Origin of the sequence: Paenibacillus sp. NRS-1782, assembly GCF_050467685.1 — a bacterium.
Taxonomy (GTDB): domain Bacteria; phylum Bacillota; class Bacilli; order Paenibacillales; family Paenibacillaceae; genus Paenibacillus; species Paenibacillus terrae_A.
The window spans coordinates 1-19580 of sequence record NZ_JBITPH010000045.1 but is presented as its reverse complement, the minus strand read 5'-3'; the positions used below and the strand labels follow the sequence as shown (position 1 = coordinate 19580).

At 41.8% G+C, this 19580-nt stretch carries 11 protein-coding genes and 1 pseudogene; 5 read left to right on the top strand and 7 right to left on the bottom strand.

The annotated features are described in order from the left end of the window. Nucleotide 1: 1 nt before the first annotated feature. Entirely contained in the window at nt 2-7000 is a 6999-nt protein-coding gene (locus tag ACIFQM_RS17690; RefSeq protein ID WP_430065904.1) for an amino acid adenylation domain-containing protein, read from the bottom strand. Nucleotides 7001-7450: 450 nt separating this feature from the next. Between ACIFQM_RS17690 and ACIFQM_RS17685 the strand changes: the two genes are divergently transcribed. The 3 genes from ACIFQM_RS17685 to ACIFQM_RS17675 are packed head-to-tail and all read left to right on the top strand — an operon-like array spanning nt 7451 to nt 10574. Beyond that, nucleotides 7451-8704: an MFS transporter gene (locus tag ACIFQM_RS17685; RefSeq protein WP_430039028.1), complete on the top strand. Its 1254-nt coding sequence runs from the start codon at nt 7451-7453 to the stop codon at nt 8702-8704. Between the two features lie 23 nt (nt 8705-8727). Then, nucleotides 8728-9444, top strand: coding sequence for a response regulator transcription factor (locus ACIFQM_RS17680; protein WP_430047643.1), 717 nt, complete (start codon nt 8728-8730; stop codon nt 9442-9444). Between the two features lie 11 nt (nt 9445-9455). Next, nucleotides 9456-10574 (top strand): sensor histidine kinase, encoded by a 1119-nt coding sequence (locus ACIFQM_RS17675; RefSeq protein WP_430039032.1) that lies wholly within the window; start codon nt 9456-9458, stop codon nt 10572-10574. Nucleotides 10575-10614: 40 nt separating this feature from the next. Here ACIFQM_RS17675 and ACIFQM_RS17670 read toward each other — a convergent pair whose 3' ends face one another. From ACIFQM_RS17670 to ACIFQM_RS17645, 6 genes and pseudogenes are all read right to left on the bottom strand, one after another. Beyond that, entirely contained in the window at nt 10615-11406 is a 792-nt protein-coding gene (locus ACIFQM_RS17670; RefSeq protein WP_430039034.1) for a DUF4097 family beta strand repeat-containing protein, read from the bottom strand. Next, nucleotides 11387-13012: a hypothetical protein gene (locus ACIFQM_RS17665; RefSeq protein ID WP_430039036.1), complete on the bottom strand. Its 1626-nt coding sequence runs from the start codon at nt 13010-13012 to the stop codon at nt 11387-11389. Before ACIFQM_RS17665 ends, ACIFQM_RS17670 begins: the two co-directional genes overlap by 20 nt. Then, entirely contained in the window at nt 13009-13884 is an 876-nt protein-coding gene (locus ACIFQM_RS17660) for an ABC transporter ATP-binding protein (RefSeq protein WP_430039038.1), read from the bottom strand. Before ACIFQM_RS17660 ends, ACIFQM_RS17665 begins: the two co-directional genes overlap by 4 nt. 295 nt (nt 13885-14179) lie before the next feature. Continuing rightward, a pseudogene (locus ACIFQM_RS17655) lies at nt 14180-14890 on the bottom strand (MBL fold metallo-hydrolase). 337 nt (nt 14891-15227) lie between these two features. Further along, entirely contained in the window at nt 15228-16634 is a 1407-nt protein-coding gene (locus ACIFQM_RS17650; RefSeq protein ID WP_430039040.1) for an alanine/glycine:cation symporter family protein, read from the bottom strand. Nucleotides 16635-16812: 178 nt separating this feature from the next. Beyond that, nucleotides 16813-17385, bottom strand: a complete 573-nt coding sequence (locus ACIFQM_RS17645) for a TetR/AcrR family transcriptional regulator (protein ID WP_430039042.1) — start codon at nt 17383-17385, stop codon at nt 16813-16815. A 301-nt stretch (nt 17386-17686) separates the two neighbouring features. Between ACIFQM_RS17645 and ACIFQM_RS17640 the strand changes: the two genes are divergently transcribed. Further along, nucleotides 17687-19048 (top strand): amidohydrolase family protein, encoded by a 1362-nt coding sequence (locus tag ACIFQM_RS17640; protein WP_430039044.1) that lies wholly within the window; start codon nt 17687-17689, stop codon nt 19046-19048. Nucleotides 19049-19130: 82 nt separating this feature from the next. Beyond that, nucleotides 19131-19580 (top strand): helix-turn-helix transcriptional regulator (locus tag ACIFQM_RS17635; protein ID WP_430047649.1); only part of this gene is annotated, 450 nt, incomplete at its 3' end.

Sequence of the window (19580 nt, the reverse complement as noted above, 5' to 3'; positions counted from 1 at the left end):
TTTAGTTTAAGGAATTCAGGAATAAATCCAGATCCTCTTGATTGATTCCTTTGGCACTAAAATCGCTTGATGTTAGTACCTGCTCCTTTTTCTCCATGCAATACTGAATAATACCGTACAAACTTGCTTGAAATGTCTCGACGAGCCTATTCATCGCCTGATTAGCATATAGGTTCGGATCATATCGGAATTCCAACAGTAAATTTTCCCGATTAACCGCTCCATTAATTTCCAAATCAGTCGTCATCGATGTAAGTGGACTTATTGAGTCTCCAATAGAAATGGAGGATTGGCCCAATCCCTGTAATAAAGCTCCCGTATCAAATACACCTAAATAGTTAAAGCTGATTCCCGTGGATAGACTCGGTGAATGGGCCAATTTGTCCGCACATATATACTTCATAATTCCATAGCCTATGCCTTTATTAGGGATGCTCCGCAGTGTATTTTTGACCGTTTTAATGACTTCCCCTATCTCAAGATTGTCCAATGTGAAGATGACTGGAAAGATGGATGTAAACCATCCCAGTGTTCTATTGATGTTAATTTCTCTGTGGATATATTCTCTTCCATGGCCTTCTAAGGCAACGGATATCATTGGATTCCCTGTGCATTGAGTCACGGTCCATACAAGAGCACTCAGCAAAATATCGTTAACTTCTGTGTTGAATGCACGGTGAACCTGAGTCAATAGATCCTGTGTTGTTCGTTTCGGAAATATGATTGAAATTACCTTGCTATCCTGCATTGTGCATCTACGGGCACTTTCCCGGTTGTTAGGGAGCTGTTGCCGCATAAACTCATCTTGATTTTCCCAAAAACCGAGTTCATTTCGGAATTGTTGTGTGCTCGCATATTCCTGTAATGCATGGCTCCACTCCTTAAACGAATCCGTTTTTGGAGGAAGGACTATCTCAGAATTATGTTCAAGCTGTGTATATACTTGGTTAAAATCCTCCAGAAGAATACGCCATGAAACCCCATCAATCACCAGATGATGAACGGCTATAAACAGGTATTCTTGTTCAGGTGTTTTAAAAAGTCCCGCTTGCATTAAGATACCCTCAGAAAGATTCATACTTTTTTGCAGTCTAATCGTTTCCTTCTTAATGCTCTCTTCCCAGTCCATCTCCGTTTGCCAATGGAAGACATGAAATTCAAAACTCTTATGATCCAATCCCTGGTTCATTTGAATAACTTGATTTTGTTCCTTAATAAATTTCATACGCAGCGCATCATGGTGCTCAATCAGCTTCATCAAGGACTTTTCGACTCGTTTGTCATCCCATATCGTATCCGCCGGAAGAAGGATAGACTGATTCCAGTGCTGCTCTTCAGGAAATTCCTGTTCATAAAACCAACTTTGTATCGGTGTTAGTGGCACCTGTCCTATAATAGCTTGTTGTTCCGACTCCTTACGGATAGGAACCACATACGGGGCTAATTCTATAATACTCGGATACTCATAAAGCCTTTTTAAATCCAATTTATAGTGGTGTTTGCTTAACTGAGCCGCAATTTGAATACCCTTGATTGAATCTCCGCCCAATTTAATAAAATGATCCAGCACACCTATACGATCAACTTTAAGAGTCTCTTGCCAAATGGATACCAAAAGAGCTTCTATTTCATTAGAGGGTTCAACGTAAGCTGAAGCCTCGGAAACGCCAAGGTAAGGATCCAGCAAAGCTTTTCTGTCTATCTTCAGATTAGGAGTCAAAGGCAATGAAGATAGTGTAACAATATAGTTAGGGATCATATATTGAGGCAGCCGGGCACTTAAATATGTCCATAACTCTTCACGGATACTGTCATCTTTCAGTACTACATAAGCAGCTAATTTAGTATGCTGCTCTTCCTGACGATCAATAACAATGGCTTCCAAGACACTTGGATGCTTTAAAAGCGTCTCTGTAATCTCTTCCATTTCGATACGGTGACCATTAATTTTAACCTGATGATCTATTCGACCCATAAATTCAATAGTACCATCTGGCAACCACCGCCCTAAATCTCCCGATCTATAGATTCGACCTTCTCCAAACGGATTATTAACAAATTTCTCTTTGGTAAGGTCCGGCTTATTCCAATAGCCCCTTGCAATTCCTGCCCCACCAATATAAATCTCTCCAGACACCCCGATCGGTTGTAGCTGCATATTAGAATTCACAATATATATTTTTTTATTGGGTATAGGCTTTCCTATTATAATTTTGTCTGTATGCTTGGTGATAACCCCCAGAGTAGATCCGATCGTCGCTTCCGTTGGCCCGTATCCATTAATGAAATCTCTGCCTTCTCCCCATATCTCTACAAGCTCCTTACTACAAGCTTCGCCTACTGTTGTTATTGTTTTCAAATGAGGTAAGCTTTTGTATTCTACCGCTCTCAGCATGCTGGGTGGAAGAATAGCTGCTGTAATTTTCTTTTCCCGAAGCATGTGCAAAAGATCCGAAATAATGTTCTCCTTCTTCTCCACATATAATGTAGCACCGGAGAGGAGGGTCTGAAAGATTTCTGCGACTGATCCATCAAAACTAAAAGGGGCAAATTGTAAAACTCTTGAATCTTCATGAATACCCAATGTTGGGGCTGTCAATAAAAAGTTACTTAATCCCTGATGCTCGATCATGACCCCTTTCGGATTTCCAGTCGATCCGGATGTATAGATCATATAAGCCAAGTCATGAGCTGTATTTATATTCAGCAGGTTATCCGAGGTAGCTTCTGTTTTGTAATCTGACAGCTCCACTTTCAGAACTTCCCCCGGATAGTCAGTAGGTACCTGAACGTCCAAATGAGTTAATAGCCAATGGGCTCTACTATCTTTCAACATATATTGTATCCGCTCGGCAGGATAGGTAGGATCAATCGGCATATAAGCCCCACCTGCCTTAAGTACGGCCAACACTGCAACGACCATCTCAATAGACCTATCCATCATAATACCTACAAATTGTTCGCTTTTTACTCCAAGTTCAAAACGCAATGTCCGAGCCAGTGAGTTCGCCCAATGATTAAGCTCCAGATAAGAGACGTGCTGTTCACCACAAACGATCGCAGTATGATTATGCCTGGATGCTACTATTTCCTCGAACAATTGATGAGCAACCTTATACTCAGGATAAGGCTGAAAGGTATTATTAAAATCACCTAGTACAAGCTGTTTCTGGCTCGCTGGCAGTACCTCTAAATCCAGCAGTTGAATCTCAGGCAAGCTAGTAATTTGTCTCAGTATAAAAATAAACTGCTCTGCCATTCTGCTAATGCTTTCACTCTGAAACAAAGCAGTGCTGTACTCAATTGCAAAGCTTAAATGTTGTTTTCCATAAAATTCCCAGGACAGATCAAATCTCGATTGGTTACCGGCCACATTTAGCGGTTCAACGACTGCACCATCTATAATCAATTCGTGTTGATCCATATTTTGCATAATGAGCATGGTATCAAATAGTGGATTCCGACTGGCGTCCCGGTTCTGCTTTAAATTCTGAACTACTTTTTCGAATGGATAATCAGCATGTTCAAATGCCTGTAGTGTTCTCTTTTTTATAGTTAACAGTAACTCTAAGAAGGTCTGCTGCCCATTAGATGTATTTCGAAGAGCCACCGTGTTTACAAACATACCTACGGCATTATTTAATTCAACATGATTACGGTTCGCGACAGCTGTTCCAACAATAATATCATCTTGTCCGCTCCATTTTGACAAGAGTACATGATAAGCTGCTAATAAAACCATAAATGTAGTCGCACCGCTCTGATCTGTTATTTTTTTAAGATCAATTATCAAGTCTTGATCCATCTCAAAATAACTTCGACTTCCCTCAAAATCTTGCTTTGGAGGTCGTGAGTAATCCGTCGGTAAATTTAATACTGGAAGCTCATCTGAAAATTTCTGTTGCCAAAATTCAGCTTTAACATCATACTCCGTTGTTTGGAGCACTCGATCTTCCCATACAGAATAATCTTTGAATTGATAGATATTGAGTGGTAGTACTCCCCCCTGATACAATTCAGACAGTTCTTTATAGAAAACATTCATCGATATACCATCCATAACAATATGATGTGTATCCATAATGAATATATATTGCTCAGGCCCGCTCTCTAGCAGAGAGGCACGAAATAATGGAGCCTTTTCCAAATTAAAGGGTTGGATATAAGATTGAATACAATCAGGAATTTCCTCCAGATGATGAACACTACATGTTTCCAGGCGGATTCTTGCTTCAGGATTGACTTTTTGAACGAGCTGCCCATCCACATAATGAAAAGTGGTACGAAGACTTTCATGTCTTTGAATCAAGGAATTAATAACTTCCTCCAAACGTTGATGATCTACCTTTCCTTGAATATAGTGGACGGAAGTGATGTTATACCCGCAACCCTGCTCATCCAATTGTTGTATGGTATAAATAGCCCTTTGAGCTGCTGATACCGGATAATACTTTCTTTCTTCACAAGGTTCCAGACTAATCTGCACCTGCGAATGATCTTGGTGAGCAGCCTGGATATACTGAGCCAGTTGTTGAATCGTAGGATGTTCAAAAAAATTCCGTATGGATACTGAAATCCCCCACTCCTTCTTTACTTGTGAAATAAGCATCATTGCATTAAGAGACTGCCCACCCAGATCAAAAAAGTTATCATGAATCCCGATGCTCACATTTTGAAAAATCCCGCTCCACATTTTTACCAGCTTAGCTTCTGTTTCACTGGATGGAACCTCATAATTTGTCCGCACTGAGGGCACGGGTAAAGGAAATGACTTTTTATCAATTTTCCCATTGGGGGTTAATGGAAATTCTTTCATAGCAATATATTGGGATGGAACCATATAAGCAGGAAGCTCAAATGAAAGATACTCTTTGAGGTTCGTGATTTCCTCTCTGTTTTGAGAGATATAATAGGCACACAAATCTGTATAATGCCCTTCATTATCTGTGAGCGGCAATACAATTACCTGACTAATTTGGGGATGCTGAGCTATAGATTTCTCAATCTCTTCTAGCTCAATACGGTGCCCTCTAATTTTGACCTGATTGTCCAGTCGCCCCAAAAATTCCAGTTGTCCATCTCTAGTCCAGCGGACCAAATCACCAGATTTGTACACGCGTTCCCCATCAATAAAAGGATGCTTCACAAATACAGCCTCTGTGAGTTCTTGCCTATTCAAATATCCTCTAGCCAGCCCCTCACCGCCTATATACAATTCTCCCGGAACCCCGATCGGCTGAAACTGATTATCTTTGTTCAGGACATACACACTCGTATTGTAAATAGGCCGTCCAATCGGAACAAAATCCAGCTTCATAATATCCGAGGTTATAGGATAATACGTTGCAAACACAGTTGTTTCCGTAGGCCCGTAAACATGAATAATCCGATCTGCTCCAAGTACCTCAAAAGCTCGTTGTACATGTCTTACCGAGGACAGCTCTCCACCAAATAAAATTTTTCGCAGAGACTTTAGGCAATGTATATCAATATCCACTAACAAATTGAATAATGCGGTTGTCATAAAGGTTACAGTGATCTGCTCCCTTTGAATGAGAGCTGAGAGTTGAGTAGGATCTAAAAGAGTTTCTTTGGGAACAAGTACCAGTTGAGCTCCATTCAAGAGCGCACCAAAAATATCGAATGTCGAACCATCAAATACATAATTGGACAGTTGTAACAGCTTATCTTCCGCAGTTAATTCTATGTAGCCACAATTTACAACTGTTTTAATAATATTGGTGTGCGTCGTCAGTATCCCTTTAGGCTTGCCTGTTGAACCAGAAGTATAGATAATGTATGCCTCATGATGCGGATCTTGTGGTGGAAGTTCACTCGAGTAGACGGTGTCGTCGTTTTGAAGGATTTTATTAATAATGGTTACGGTTACATCATAATTTACGGTTATACTTTCATATTGTTCCTCTACCAACATGAACGCAGCCTGGCTATCTGAAAGCATATAAGCTACCCGCTCCTCAGGATAGGCTGGATCAATAGGTACATAGGTAGCACCTGATTTCAACACTCCTAAAATGCTTATAATCATATAAGGAGTTCTATCGTTCATTAATGCTATACGATCCCCTGGTCCAATACTTTGATTGCATAAATAGTGCGCTACTGCATCTGATTTGGAATCAAGTTCTTGATAGTTGAGGGTTCCTCTCTCAAAGATAAGCGCCGTGTTATAAGGAATTCGTTGTACCTGTTCTCTGAAGAAATCAATGATGCTTTGATTTCGAGGAAAATCCATACGATTTTCGTTTACTCCCAGTAAATAATTTTTCTCTTCTGGACTAATCGTGCTCACATCACTCACAAGCGTCTCAGGACTGGATATTGTTATAAATAAAATCCGCTTATACTGCAAAGCTATACTCTGTACAAATTCTTCTGTATAGACATTTGGATTGAACACAAACCTTAACTTTAGATTCTGCCCCAAGAAGGCGTATACACCTAAGTCCTTTTTATGCATCATGTGAAAATTATCTTTGTACTCTTGAATGAATTCACTCTGCTCAAAGATAAAAAAATGGGGCGCAACTGCCTGGTCAAACACAGTATCTGTTAAAAAGAATAACTGTGTCAGTTTCCTTTCATTTACATTTATACGCTCCAATAACTGCAAGATCGTTTCGTTTTCTTTACTACGCATTCGGAAAGGAAATATTCTTCGGGTTTCAACCTCTCCTTCCTGATGTATCCTTCTTTCAAAAGCAATATCCTCTGTATTCGTATACTTTTGTAGAATAATTCCCCAAATCGTATATAAAAGAGTCGCCAACGTGTTTGCTGTTTCTGCACCCTGCTTAACCAGTTCCTTCGTTTCCTCCGGAAGAAGCTCAACCATAAATTCCTTTGTATTTTTATTCTCAATCATAATTTCCATTTTCTGATTCGGAATTTCTACATAATGATCAAATCCACCCATATATCGCTTATAAACATCAGTAGCCCCATTCGCTCTTAGCGAACGTTGAGTCAAATTATCCACAAAATCCCCCTCTTTTACGAGTAATGAGAATCGAAAAATTTGTCGAAAAATGTCTATAAATCTATAAATTCAATATTCTGTATAATTACATTAACAACTTACTCTTGAAGATGTATTTTGTCAACCCACATTTTAATAATTTGTATATGTAATATCTTTTGTTTTTAAGATATAATTTTCTATGTTATTCCAGTATAAAAGTAAATTGAGTAATTATATCCACTCTGTTACATTGTATTACGTCAACTTATGCTTATTTCAACACAAACCTCAAGAATATGCAATTAGGGTAAGAGGATTTAATACTACGGAGTAAGGGAGGAGAATCCAACGACTATCGTGTCTATTTAAAATTTTAAACTTTTTAAATCCTCACTCACATGAGTATCTAATTCGACTAAAAAGTATCATCCACACTGCTGACAATAAATAAGCTTAAGGGGATATTACATGGGAACTTATGCGGAAATGTCCAAGCAACCACAAGAAAACAAATCTTCATTGTTCAAAAATGTCTCATTTCTTTTTGTCCTGCTTTCAATCACATTCAACAGTTCTGGGATTTCAATTTACCTTTTAGCAGAATCATGGTATGTCGTAAATCACCTAACATCGGGTAATAGCCTAGGTATTGTACTGATGGCTACAGCCATCCCACGTCTAGTACTAATGCCCTTTACAGGAATTCTGGCAGACCGCTACAAAAAAACATATATTATGTTTCTATCCGATATATTTCGGGGTCTGCTGTTAATCGTTATGGTGTTTTGTTTTCTATCGAATATCTTAAGCTTCTCCGCAGTCGTCACCTTTGCTATATTATTCGGGATTTTAGAAGCCTTTTATTGGCCGGCTTCATCCTCACTCATTCCTGTGATCGTCTCAGAGAATCATCTGGCTCAAGCTAACTCATTATCTCAAATCATTCAGCAATTTTTCAGTTTGGCGGGGCCTTTGATTGGGGGGGTTATTCTTACCTATGGTTCTTATCATCATTTGTTTGGCAGTATTTCGGCAATTTTAATTCTTGGAGCGTTTTCTTCACTATTTGTCAGTAAATACATGCATAAAGCCCAGCACTCCTCTTCTGAATCTTTACATCTTGTTAAGGAATGGAAGGAAGGAATCCATTTCATAAAAGAGGATGCGTTCATCAAAGCCATTATTATTGTCTTAATCGTAGCTGGTTTCTTTCTCACAGGCCCATTATCTATGGCTATTCCGTTAATTGTAAATTCAGTTTTACATGGAAGCGCATTAACACTCAGTTACCTAGAAATGTCTGTAACTGTAGGTATGATTGCTGGTGGAGTCCTGATCGTAGTGTCCAAGATCCAAAAACGAAGAGCATTGATCTCTCTTCTAAGTCTTGCACTATGCGGGCTTGCTATTTTATTTTTAGGGATTAGCGTGAACTTTTTGCAAACTCTATTATTATTAGGCATAATCGGGTTCGTTATCTCTTTTAGTAATACTTTTTTTGTCACTCTGCTTCAGGAAAGAACCCCTCAGGATAAAATTGGGAGGGTTTTAAGCCTTGTTACTACAGCAACGACAGGACTCGTACCTCTATCACAAGCCCTGATTTCTATTTTTCTTAATAAAGGTCTGCAGATCTCTCAAATACTAGTTTCCTTTGGAGTCATTGTATGCGTATTTTGTATCATGATGATGTTAATGTTTCGTCCGATTCGAAATGCATAATCTTGTGGAAAGGAATTCCTCCCTTGCTAAAAAACGAAAAAATACTTTTAGTGGATGATGAAATAGGTATTCTGACTTTATTGGAAGTGACCTTGAAAAAGGAGCGCTATACGCATATAAACCGCTGTACAAATGCAAAACAAACGTTGGAAATGGTTCGGAAAAATAATTACGATCTAATCATACTGGATGTTATGCTACCTGACATGAATGGTTTTGAGCTATGTAGTATGGTAAGAAGCCATACCAATGCTCCGATTATATTCATCTCGGCAAGTTCGAGTGATTTCGATAAATTAACAGGGTTAAGCGTGGGCGGGGATGACTATATTACAAAACCATTCAATCCATTAGAGGTCGTAGCTCGGATTGAGGCTCTGTTCAGGAGACAAAAAATATACCAAACTCCGTCCTACGCTACACAGGAAAATCAGGAAATACGGGTAGGGCGGCTTATGCTTAAGCCGTCGGATGCCATGCTAATATTTGACGATCAAAAAATCGAATGTACGGCTAAGGAATTGGATCTCCTTCGTTTCTTTTTAAGAAACCCAAATCGGATTTACTCCACTTCACAGATTTATGAATTGGTATGGGGAGGGGCACCTCATTATGGGGAAGAAAAGACAGTGGCCATGCATATTTCAAAAATAAGAAAAAAACTTGAAATCAATCCGAAATCACCCGAAATTATTATTAATCTTAAGGGAATTGGGTACAAGTTCATCCCCCCACAATGAAGGGACCGAAAATGAAAGTTAAGCTTCGTTATGGTATTCACTTTATTTTAGGTTTTCTGGCTTGGCTATCGAGCATGGCGTTCATGACCATCATAACAACAGAAATAATTTTACCTGTTGTAGGAATCACACCTGATAACACAAACTATGATTTATTTGTATTACTAACCTTTGTGATTAATATCATGATGTGCAGCGTAGTTTTCAGTTGGTATTTCGGGGGCCCGCTATGGTTTATCATGTCATGGATTGATAATTTAACAAAAGGAGAATACGAAGCTCCGCTTACTAGAAAGAATAAAGTATACACCAAGAAACACAAGCTCAGACGGCCTTATCGTTTGTATAAAGAAGTCATTGATAATATACACATTCTAGCCGATAGTCTTCAACAAGCAGAATTGGAAAGAAAAAATATGGAAGAATCCAAGCGGGACTGGATTGCCGGGATATCACATGACCTCAAAACTCCGCTTACCTACATTACTGGCTACACTACTTTGCTGATGAATGATGAATATATTTGGAGTGTAGAAGAGCAACAATCCTTTTTACTTGAAGTTCATAATAAAAGCCTACACCTGGAGAGGTTAATTCAGGATCTTAATCTCTCTTTGCAAATTGAAAATGCAACATTTCAGATCCCCATTCATCCCAAAAGCGGCAACCTGACATCTTTCATAGAAAACCTAATTACTGATATACGCAATAATCCGAATTCTGCAGAGTATATGATAAGCTTTCACACTGAAGAAAAGACTATTATGGCAAGCTACGATGAACGTCTACTGTATAGGGCTTTACAAAATCTACTAATGAATGCAGTAATTCATAATCCGACGGGTACTAAGATCCAACTAACATTAGCCTGTAAAAATGATTCAACGATAGAACTAATGATCGTTGACAACGGGGTAGGTATGCAGCCAGAAACGCTCAAAAATATATTCACAAAATATTATCGCGGATCTACTACGCATGCACCCGAATTTGGTACCGGACTCGGCATGGCCATTGCAAAACAGCTCATTATTGCCCATAATGGCTCGATTAGCATGGATAGCGAGCTCTCAAAAGGTACTATAGTTTATATCACTCTACCTTATATCAATGAAACAAGCGCTGATTAGAAATCAGCGCTTGTTAGTATGTGTGGTCTTTTTTAAGCTATTATTTAATCACAATGGTTCCAGAAGAAGTTTCAAGAGAAAGTACAGGACTTTCATCTGTTACCTTACCAATTTGGGCATGTAATTCTTTATCAGAGCTGGATGGATCAAAAGAAGACTTCAACGAAGACTCAATTTGACCAGAGTTCGTAACGGCATTAATCCTTAGTGACGATGGGACAGGATCAAGCTCGACCTCAATCTTCCCACTATTGCTTCGGACACTGCTATCCTGTCCGATCTCTCCTTGATGAGAAATATTAATGCTACCGGTATCTGCACTTACCTCCATCCCGCCATTTATCCCTACCAAATTAATATCCCCTGCGGACATATGACTTACAATTTTTTCTCCTTCAAACCCATTAATATCAATAGAGCCGGAATCTCCAGATACATTCAGTTCTTTTGATTTACTATCTTTTCCTGTGATTTTTCCGGACTTTGTAGTTAAATTCACCTTATCATAGAGCTGATTAGGTAAAGCTACGTATACAGTAGTCGTTTTAGGATTAAATATGCTTGAAGATCCTGGGGCATTCACCTTAAGTGCCCCTCCCTCTTCCACTGCTGTTACACCCTTATCCGTTGATCTAACTTCAATCTGTCCATTACTCGACTGGCTTAGCTCAATATTCTGGCTATCTGTTTGAACATAAATTTCCTTTATATTGTCACTATTGAACGTCTTCACTTCACTCTTCGCATCAGAGTCTGAATTACAACCTGCCACAATCACTATCAGCATACTGACACACAACAGGGTTACCCCTTTATTTCTCCATTTTCTCATGATATTCTCCTTTGGTAGGCCGATTTATTTTGGTATTCTTCCGAAAACCAGCCAATAACGTTTCTTCCTGAACATGTTGTATCATAATGCCCACCACTAAAAGCACAAACGTCAATATCAAATATAAAGCTGCGTATCCTGTTGGAACTCCTAAAAAGTTTAAATACGGAAGATCATTTACAGGGCCCAGATACCACAACAGCATATACAATACCTCGAAAAGCTTTCTCGATCGGGTCATTGTCCCCAGCGTTAAAGCTAAAGTCGGAACGAAAATAAGACCCACTACCCATGAATAGATATACGTAAGCTCCCCTTCCAAGAAAAAGTGGATGAGAGCGCCCGAGGAAATGAGCAGTGTCACTAAAATACCCGCGATCCAGACAGAGAAAAACTTATACAGACGTGGGCAACTGGATAATATTATCTCGTTCGTGGAATAAAAAAACTCTCTGTTTCCCATCTGCGACCATATTGCAAGAGGCCATAGCAAAAGGACAGGTAGCCAGCTTTTGATCTGATCTAATGGTACCAACAAACTCGCCACCATCGAACCTAACACCAGCAAATACCACCAGATAGACATTCCCTTTAGCATAATGCGAAACTCAGCTCTAACTAAACGGGACAAGCGAACTTTCTTATCTCTTTTCACAGGCGATAAATGATAAGATTTGCGGTCCTCACGTTCTACCACTTTATTCTTCGTGTCATGAGCAGGAAGCCTAACAGAAAAAGCTGTTTTAACTACTGCAAATCGATTAAACAACTGAGAAGAAAGTAGAATGATAAACATTGCCGCGAGTACCCAAATCAAACGCGAAGTTAGCAAGTGACCAGTCCAATCCACCCCACCCCACTCAAAAGTAGGAGTTCTCCCTTCAATGGGATAGTAGCCGATACTTCCTCCTATTTCATTTGCGGAAATAAAGTCAAAATGAGCCGCCGCCTCTTTTGTCATTCCCGTCTGGATTGCATTTATTCCAAAAACATCCCATAGACTGCTGGAGTTTGAAATAGACATCACACTAAGAAAAATCCAAATGGCGAAAAACAATACATTCCCTAACACACCCTTTAACCCAGGAAAAACGTCAAACAGCACTGTAAAGGCTGATAAAAGTAACAAAGAGGGGATACTTACAAATAACAACGGAAGAAAGTATGCTGCAAGGTTGATGTGCAAATCCTCTCCCCGAAGCAACTGCATTCCCATAAAGGCTACTACTAGTACCAGTTCAATGATCATAAGCACACAGAAATTTGATAACGCTCTGCTGGATATATACCGAAGATTACGAATAGGTGTAGATGCAATAATTTGACCCATCTTCAGGCGCTGATCTTCAGAAATTTTACTTCTTAGCATATAAAATCCAAACAGCCATAACAGCATGGTAGATAGCATTGCAACCATTGCCCCTAGCCAGTGTGAATTATAAATACCCCGTACACCCTTGATATAGAAGACCTCATAACCGTCCGATGCCGCAGGAATCAAAGCATATCCGAGGAACAAGGTGATACCCATAATCAACAGAAACGTGTACCTTCTCATTTCTTGGGTTACATTTCCTTTGAGTAAATACAAGTAGTTACTTCTCATGATGTCACTCCTAAAGCGGCTACAGAATACAAATAAGCATCCTCTAGTGAAGGTTGCAATGGTACTGCATTCTCGCCGGGACGAACGTCCGAAACGATGCGGACGTGCACTCCATCGCGCCGATGAATTGCACTGCTGATTGCATATTTCGCCTGTACCTCCTGCAAGCTAGTTGAGGGAATTACGTAATCCCACACCTTGTGATCGACCGTTTGAATAAATTGTTCCGGTGTTGTATAGGTAATGAGACGTCCCTCGGACATAACCGCAATATTTGGAGCAATTGATTCGATATCCGTCACAATATGAGTGGATAAAATTACAATACGATTTGAGGATTGAGAGGATAATAGATTTCTGAAATTTATCCGTTCCTCAGGGTCCAAGCCAACGGTTGGTTCATCGACAATCAAAAGGGAGGGATCATTCAACAACGATTGTGCAATGCCTACTCGCTGTTTCATCCCACCTGAAAATCCACCCAACAAGCGCTTTCGTGCATGAGAAAGGTTGAGTGCCTCCAAAAGTTCGTCAATCCGTTTCCTAGCCGACTTCATAGTCAAGCCTTTCATAGCTGCTATATATTCTAAGAATTCAACAGGATTCATATTGGGATATACACCAAAGTCCTGAGGTAAGTACCCTAACTCACTCCTTAATTCATCAGGATTCTTAGCGATGTCTATGTTATTCCAACTAACAGTTCCCTTTGTAGGCTTCTCAATAGTAGCTAATATACGCATAAGTGTCGATTTGCCTGCTCCATTAGGGCCAAGTAATCCCAACACTCCTGGCTTTAAATGTAGAGACATATCTCTTAGTGCTTGCTTAGAGCCATAGGTTTTATTAACATGATCCATAGTTAATTCCATTCAAATCCCCCATTTACACTCTAAAATTTGATTAACCCTAGAAACAGCTTCTCCTTTAGGTAACTTAAGAATACCGTACGTGTTTAAAAAAATAGTAAAATCCTAGATATATTTATATATTTTTTTCATTGTGTGTGTAGAATTCTTTAGTAGTATTCCCTTAATAGAGGGATTATTTATAATCAAAAAAGCAGACCAGCATAATAATCTTGGTCTGTCCTTCTATCCAGGTCAATAAGCTGACTATGTCCGCCTCTGTTTTGCCACCGGAGCCTGATGTGAACACGATGCCTCACTATGCTTTACAGCTTCCTCCCATCTCTTGAATGGCCCGTTCGAGTGCATCCTGTGGATGTTCCAGCAAGTTGCCATGTCCGACAGCCAGCAGAGATGGTTTGAATCGCGCCAGCTTTTTGGCGCTTTCCAGTGAAATTTCCTTGTTCCAGGTGGCCAGTGCGGGAAATGGAAATAGCGGCTTGAGCCTCCCTGACACCGCAACGCCGCCTCGGATCTGGAAGGCATCACCTGCAATCAATGCACGGGTACGAGTGTCCAGAAATGCCATCGAGCCCGGCGTATGTCCCGGTGCGCTGATCACCAGCAACGGACCCACATAATCCCCTTCTTGCAGCAGAACGTCAGGCTGTGTACGGATGTTTTTGGGCACACTGCCCCGAATCGGAGTATTCGGTTCACCCGCATCCAGCGATACATCGCCCTGTAACAGCCGCGCATCCCGTCTGGAAATGAATACTTGCACATCAGGATGCCGTTCCTTCAACTTATCCAGTGCACCTACATGATCCTCATGGGCATGAGTAAGTACAATTCGCTGGATTGGCTACCCCATCCGCGCAGCAGCCTCCTCGATCCCATCTGCACAATAAGGAAGTCCGGCATCTATCAATGTCAGTCCCTTCTTTTCCTGCACCAAATAGCAGTTCACCGGGAACAGTCTCGGCAGAAACGTCAATTGAACTATATGCTGCACCTGAACAACACGCATCCATCTCATCTCCTCATCTTGTTAAAACTAATTACATTAGTATAATAAATAATATCATTAGTTTTAATCAAATCTTTTCGCAGATATTCCGCAGCAAAAAGGCAGACCCGGAATAACATCCCTGGTCTGCCTCTCTCCAACTATGATGTGAATGCTCCTAAATCCATCACCCCTGCTGGATAGCCTCAGCAATGGGCGTGCTACCTGACGCCAGATTAATGGCACGGTGATACGTCTGCCGTTCATCCAGTGCCGCTACTACCACTGCGGCTACATCCTCACGGGAAATGGTGCTGACAGAAGGATCATCGCCTGTAGTTTGTGATCAAGCGTTGCCTTAAAGCTTGGTTCCCCGCTCCCAGCACTCCACTTGCTCTAGCCCCGGAATGCTATCTTTATAGAAGACAGGGTCCTGACCCGCCTTTTTCTGCCGTGAATAATCCTTTAAGGCTGCAAAAGCGACTCGGGATAAAAGGGCAATAGCAATCAGATTGACGACAACCATCATCCCCATGAATAAATCGGCCATATCCCACACCAGTTGCACCTTGGCCACTGCTCCGAAAATAACCATACCAATCACGGCAACCCGATAAAGCCATACCCAGATTTTCTTCGATTTCATAAACTCGATGTTCGTTTCGCCATAATAGTAGTTACCGATTAATGTGCTAAAGGCGAACAGGAATACCATAATGGCAAGGAAACCGGATGCCCACGGGCCGATGTGCACACTCAAAGCCGCCTGGGTCAGCTCAATTCCGCTAAGCCCTGGCTTCGTATACGCCCCGGATAACAAAATAATCATGGCTGTGCTTGTACAAATAATAAGCGTATCCGTTAACACTCCAAAAGCCTGAATCAAGCCTTGCTTGACCGGATGGCTCGTGTTTGCGGTAGCTGCCGCATTCGGTGCGCTCCCCATTCCTGCTTCATTGGAAAATAAACCACGCTTGATGCCGTGCATCAAGGCTGCCCCGATGGAGCCGCCCGCAACCTGCTCGAAACCGAACGCACTGCGTACGATCAGGGACAGCACCTGCGGCAATTGCTGAATATTAATGATCACAATAAACAGTGCAATTCCGATATACAGCACCGCCAGTACGATGACGATATACTCGGACATTTTGGCAATCCGCTTGATTCCTCCAAAAATAATGACCGCAAACACAGCCGCCATCAGCAAACCCACAACCAGTCGATTGGTGCCAAAGGCATTTTCGAAAGCCAGTGTGATTGTATTGGACTGCACCGCGTTAAAGACCAAACCAAAGCTTAGTGTAATCAGTATCGCAAAAACAATACCCATCCACCGCTTCTTCAAGCCGATCTCCATGTAATACGCGGGACCACCGCGGAATCCATCTTTGTCCTTCACTTTATATACTTGGGCTAATGTGCTTTCGACGAAGCTGGAGGCTGATCCGATAATCGCAATGATCCACATCCAGAACACCGCACCCGGCCCACCCAGCGCAATGGCAAGCGCAATCCCTGTAATGTTACCCGTACCTACACGCGCCGCCATGCTGATACAAAATGCCTGAAAAGGTGAAATGCTGCCCTTGGAGCCGCGCTTCGACTCTTTCAGAACGCGGAACATGTCTCCGATCATTCGTACTTGCAGACCCTTAGTGCGGAACGTAAAAAATAGTCCCAATGCGATCAGCATGACAATTAACAACTTGGACCAGAAAAAGTCGTTAATGACACCGATCACATCCTGTAAAAGCTGTTGCATCCACAATCCCCCAATATCCCTTAGTTCATTCCCGCTGTAGAACCGGTTCCATATTCGGCCGTTTAACAGTATTTTTTGAGTATATCAATTTTTAGCCACACAGAACAGATAATTATACATTTTATTTTATAGAAGCCATTAACAGGAAACCTCACAGAGTTTAAACCTCATATTATACTCATTCCTGCTGCACACGCAAACCTGCCAAAAAAGTGTTCAGCATGACTTCAATACTCCGATCCACTTCTACGGGTAAACCAAAGCCGCCCTTCTGTTCGAGCGAGGCAAAACCATGAAGCAGACTGCGAAACCCCCTCGTCGCATGAACACAATCCTCTTCCTTAAATCCGTAACCGCTGGACAGAACAGAAATAACAAGCTCCGCCACACGATCCGCAGCCTGCCTCATTTCGGGATTATTTCGATCAGTTGCATACAGCATCGCTTCATACAAACCAGGTCGCTCGCGGGCATATCGCATATAGGCTTTCCCCATAGCGGTCAGTGCATCGTCACCCGCTCTGCCAACCGCCGCGCTCACCAAAGCTTCCTCCAACTGTCCCAAGCTGTGTAGAGCCAGCACTTGGCGCAGTCCGTTCAACCCGTCCACGTGGTTATACAAAGACGGGGGGCGAATGTGCAACTTCTGCGCCAGCGTGGTGAGCGTGACATCGCCCATCCCCCGTTCATTGGCAATGTCCTCGGCAGCCTGTAAAATATCTTGCAGCTTCACTCCGTTTCTGGGTGACATCAGCAATTCTCCTTTAATCGAATTTCTATGTAAGGTATTTACGTATACATGTACATAATGAATCTTATTTCTATTTTAGCTAATCCTGTTAGTCTATACAAAGGAGATGCTGGTTGCAAGAAATAAGATCATAGAGCGGGTCTGACCACTTTTTCGATTCCATGTAAAGGAGCTTATCTGCACGAAAAAAAATACTGTGATTTATATCATTAGGCTTACAATATACATATATAGATTAAACATCGATCTAAGAGAGGTCATAGAATTAAGTCATCTAACAACATGCAAAGGAGATAAAAAGATGAACCATCGTTTATTAATCCAAAACGGCTGTGTACTTACGCTCGATAAGACAATGGGTGATTTTAAGAAAGCGGATATTCTCATTGAGGGAAAAAAAATTGTCGCTGTTCAACCGGAGCTGGAAGCATCCGATTGTGAAGTTGTTGACGCTACAAACATGATCGTTATGCCGGGATTTGTGGATACACATCGCCACACCTGGGAATCTGTCGTTCGTAATGTAGGTGCCGATTGGTCGCTCGAAAAGTACCTGGGGCGTATGTACTATGGGAATATTGGAGCTAAATTACGTCCGCAGGATGGGTATATAGCCAATCTGCTGGGCGCGCTGGAAGCGTTGGATGCAGGGGTTACCACGCTACTGGATTGGTCGATGATTAATTCACCCGAGCATACGGATGAGCTGATCCGGGGCTTGCAAGAATCGGGAACACGAGCGGTCTTTGCCCACGGAGTTCCTGGTGATGGCGAATATTGGTCCAGAGAAAGCCAGATACGACAATCCGATGACAGCAGACGGGTGAAGAAGCAGTATTTCTCATCAGAGGACCAGCTGCTTACCATGGGGCTAGCCATAAGAGGACCAGAATTTAGCGCCTGGGAAACAGCAGTCGATGAGATTCGATTCGCTCGGGAGCTTGGTGTGCTGTGTACCATGCATTTAGGGTTCGGGACATGGGGTTCGGTGGATCGTTCGATTGAAAAAATGCATAAGGCTGGACTGCTCGGATCGGATCTTAACTTTGCCCATGCCAATACACTCAGCTATGAGGAGTACAAGCTAATCGCAGATTCGGGCGCCTCCATTTCCGTTACACCGGAAATCGAAATGATGATGGGACATGGCTATCCGGCTACAGGGCTATTTATGGAGAACGGAGGAAGACCCTCATTAGGAGTCGATGTCGTAGTATCGACTGGTGGGGACATGTTTGCACAAATGAAGTTCGCTTTGCAAGCAGAACGCTCCAGAATCAATGGAAAGACTTTATCCACAGGAGAAATGCCGGTGGAATTCACCATTTCAGCACGGGACATTTTAGAATTCGCGACGATTGATGGCGCCCGAGCATTGGGACTGGATCATAAGATCGGTACGTTAACCCCGGGAAAAGAAGCCGATCTGATTATGATCCGAACCAACGACCTGAATATGTTCCCGGTAAATCATCCCATCGGTGCTGTTGTGCAATGCGCAAACACGAGCAACGTCGATTCAGTGTTTGTGGCTGGGAAAGCTGTCAAACGGAACGGAAAAATGCTGCATGTAGACATCCAACGCTTGCGCAAGTTAGCCAATGAGTCCAGAGATTATATTTTCGCACAAAACGGGGTGCCTGAAGAAGCATGGCCCATCTGATTGGCTGTAGGGTGCCATGCAACTCAAGTCAAATATTCCTGCATTCCGCTTGTTAAGATGGAATTGAAAGGAGGGAACCATCGTGTACGAATGGAACGAAATGGTCCAGCTCATGATTGATTGGATTGATGATAACCATACTTCAGCACCATCGTTGTTGAGAATGTCCAATCAGCTAGGCTACTCCCCTTATTACTGCACCAAACAGTTTCATTCTCTTACAGGAATGACGTTAAGGGATTATGTGTGGATGCGCAGGATTAGCCGTGCAGCCCTTGAACTCCGGGATAGCAATGCCCGTATCCTCGACGTTGCCATAAAGTATGGGTTTTCTTCACAGGAAGCTTTTACACGAGCATTTGTAAAAGCTTTTAAGGCAACCCCGGCTGCATATCAAAGAGACCCGAGACCTATTCCGTTAGCGATTCATGTTGAAGTGTTCTCTCCTTATCATTATCATTTGAAGGAGCGGGATCAGATGGTTAAGGAACATTTGCAAGAAGCCGAAATTAAAATTGAGCGTATACCAGCA

Bases quoted from the DNA above. Each gene is read 5' to 3' on its own strand.
- ACIFQM_RS17685 (WP_430039028.1), top strand. From the start codon at position 7,451: ATGGGAACTTATGCGGAAATGTCCAAGCAACCACAAGAAAACAAATCT.
- ACIFQM_RS17675 (WP_430039032.1), top strand. From the start codon at position 9,456: ATGAAAGTTAAGCTTCGTTATGGTATTCACTTTATTTTAGGTTTTCTG.
- ACIFQM_RS17670 (WP_430039034.1), bottom strand. From the start codon at position 11,406: ATGAGAAAATGGAGAAATAAAGGGGTAACCCTGTTGTGTGTCAGTATG.
- ACIFQM_RS17665 (WP_430039036.1), bottom strand. From the start codon at position 13,012: ATGAGAAGTAACTACTTGTATTTACTCAAAGGAAATGTAACCCAAGAA.
- ACIFQM_RS17660 (WP_430039038.1), bottom strand. From the start codon at position 13,884: ATGGAATTAACTATGGATCATGTTAATAAAACCTATGGCTCTAAGCAA.
- ACIFQM_RS17650 (WP_430039040.1), bottom strand. From the start codon at position 16,634: ATGCAACAGCTTTTACAGGATGTGATCGGTGTCATTAACGACTTTTTC.
- ACIFQM_RS17645 (WP_430039042.1), bottom strand. From the start codon at position 17,385: ATGTCACCCAGAAACGGAGTGAAGCTGCAAGATATTTTACAGGCTGCC.
- ACIFQM_RS17640 (WP_430039044.1), top strand. From the start codon at position 17,687: ATGAACCATCGTTTATTAATCCAAAACGGCTGTGTACTTACGCTCGAT.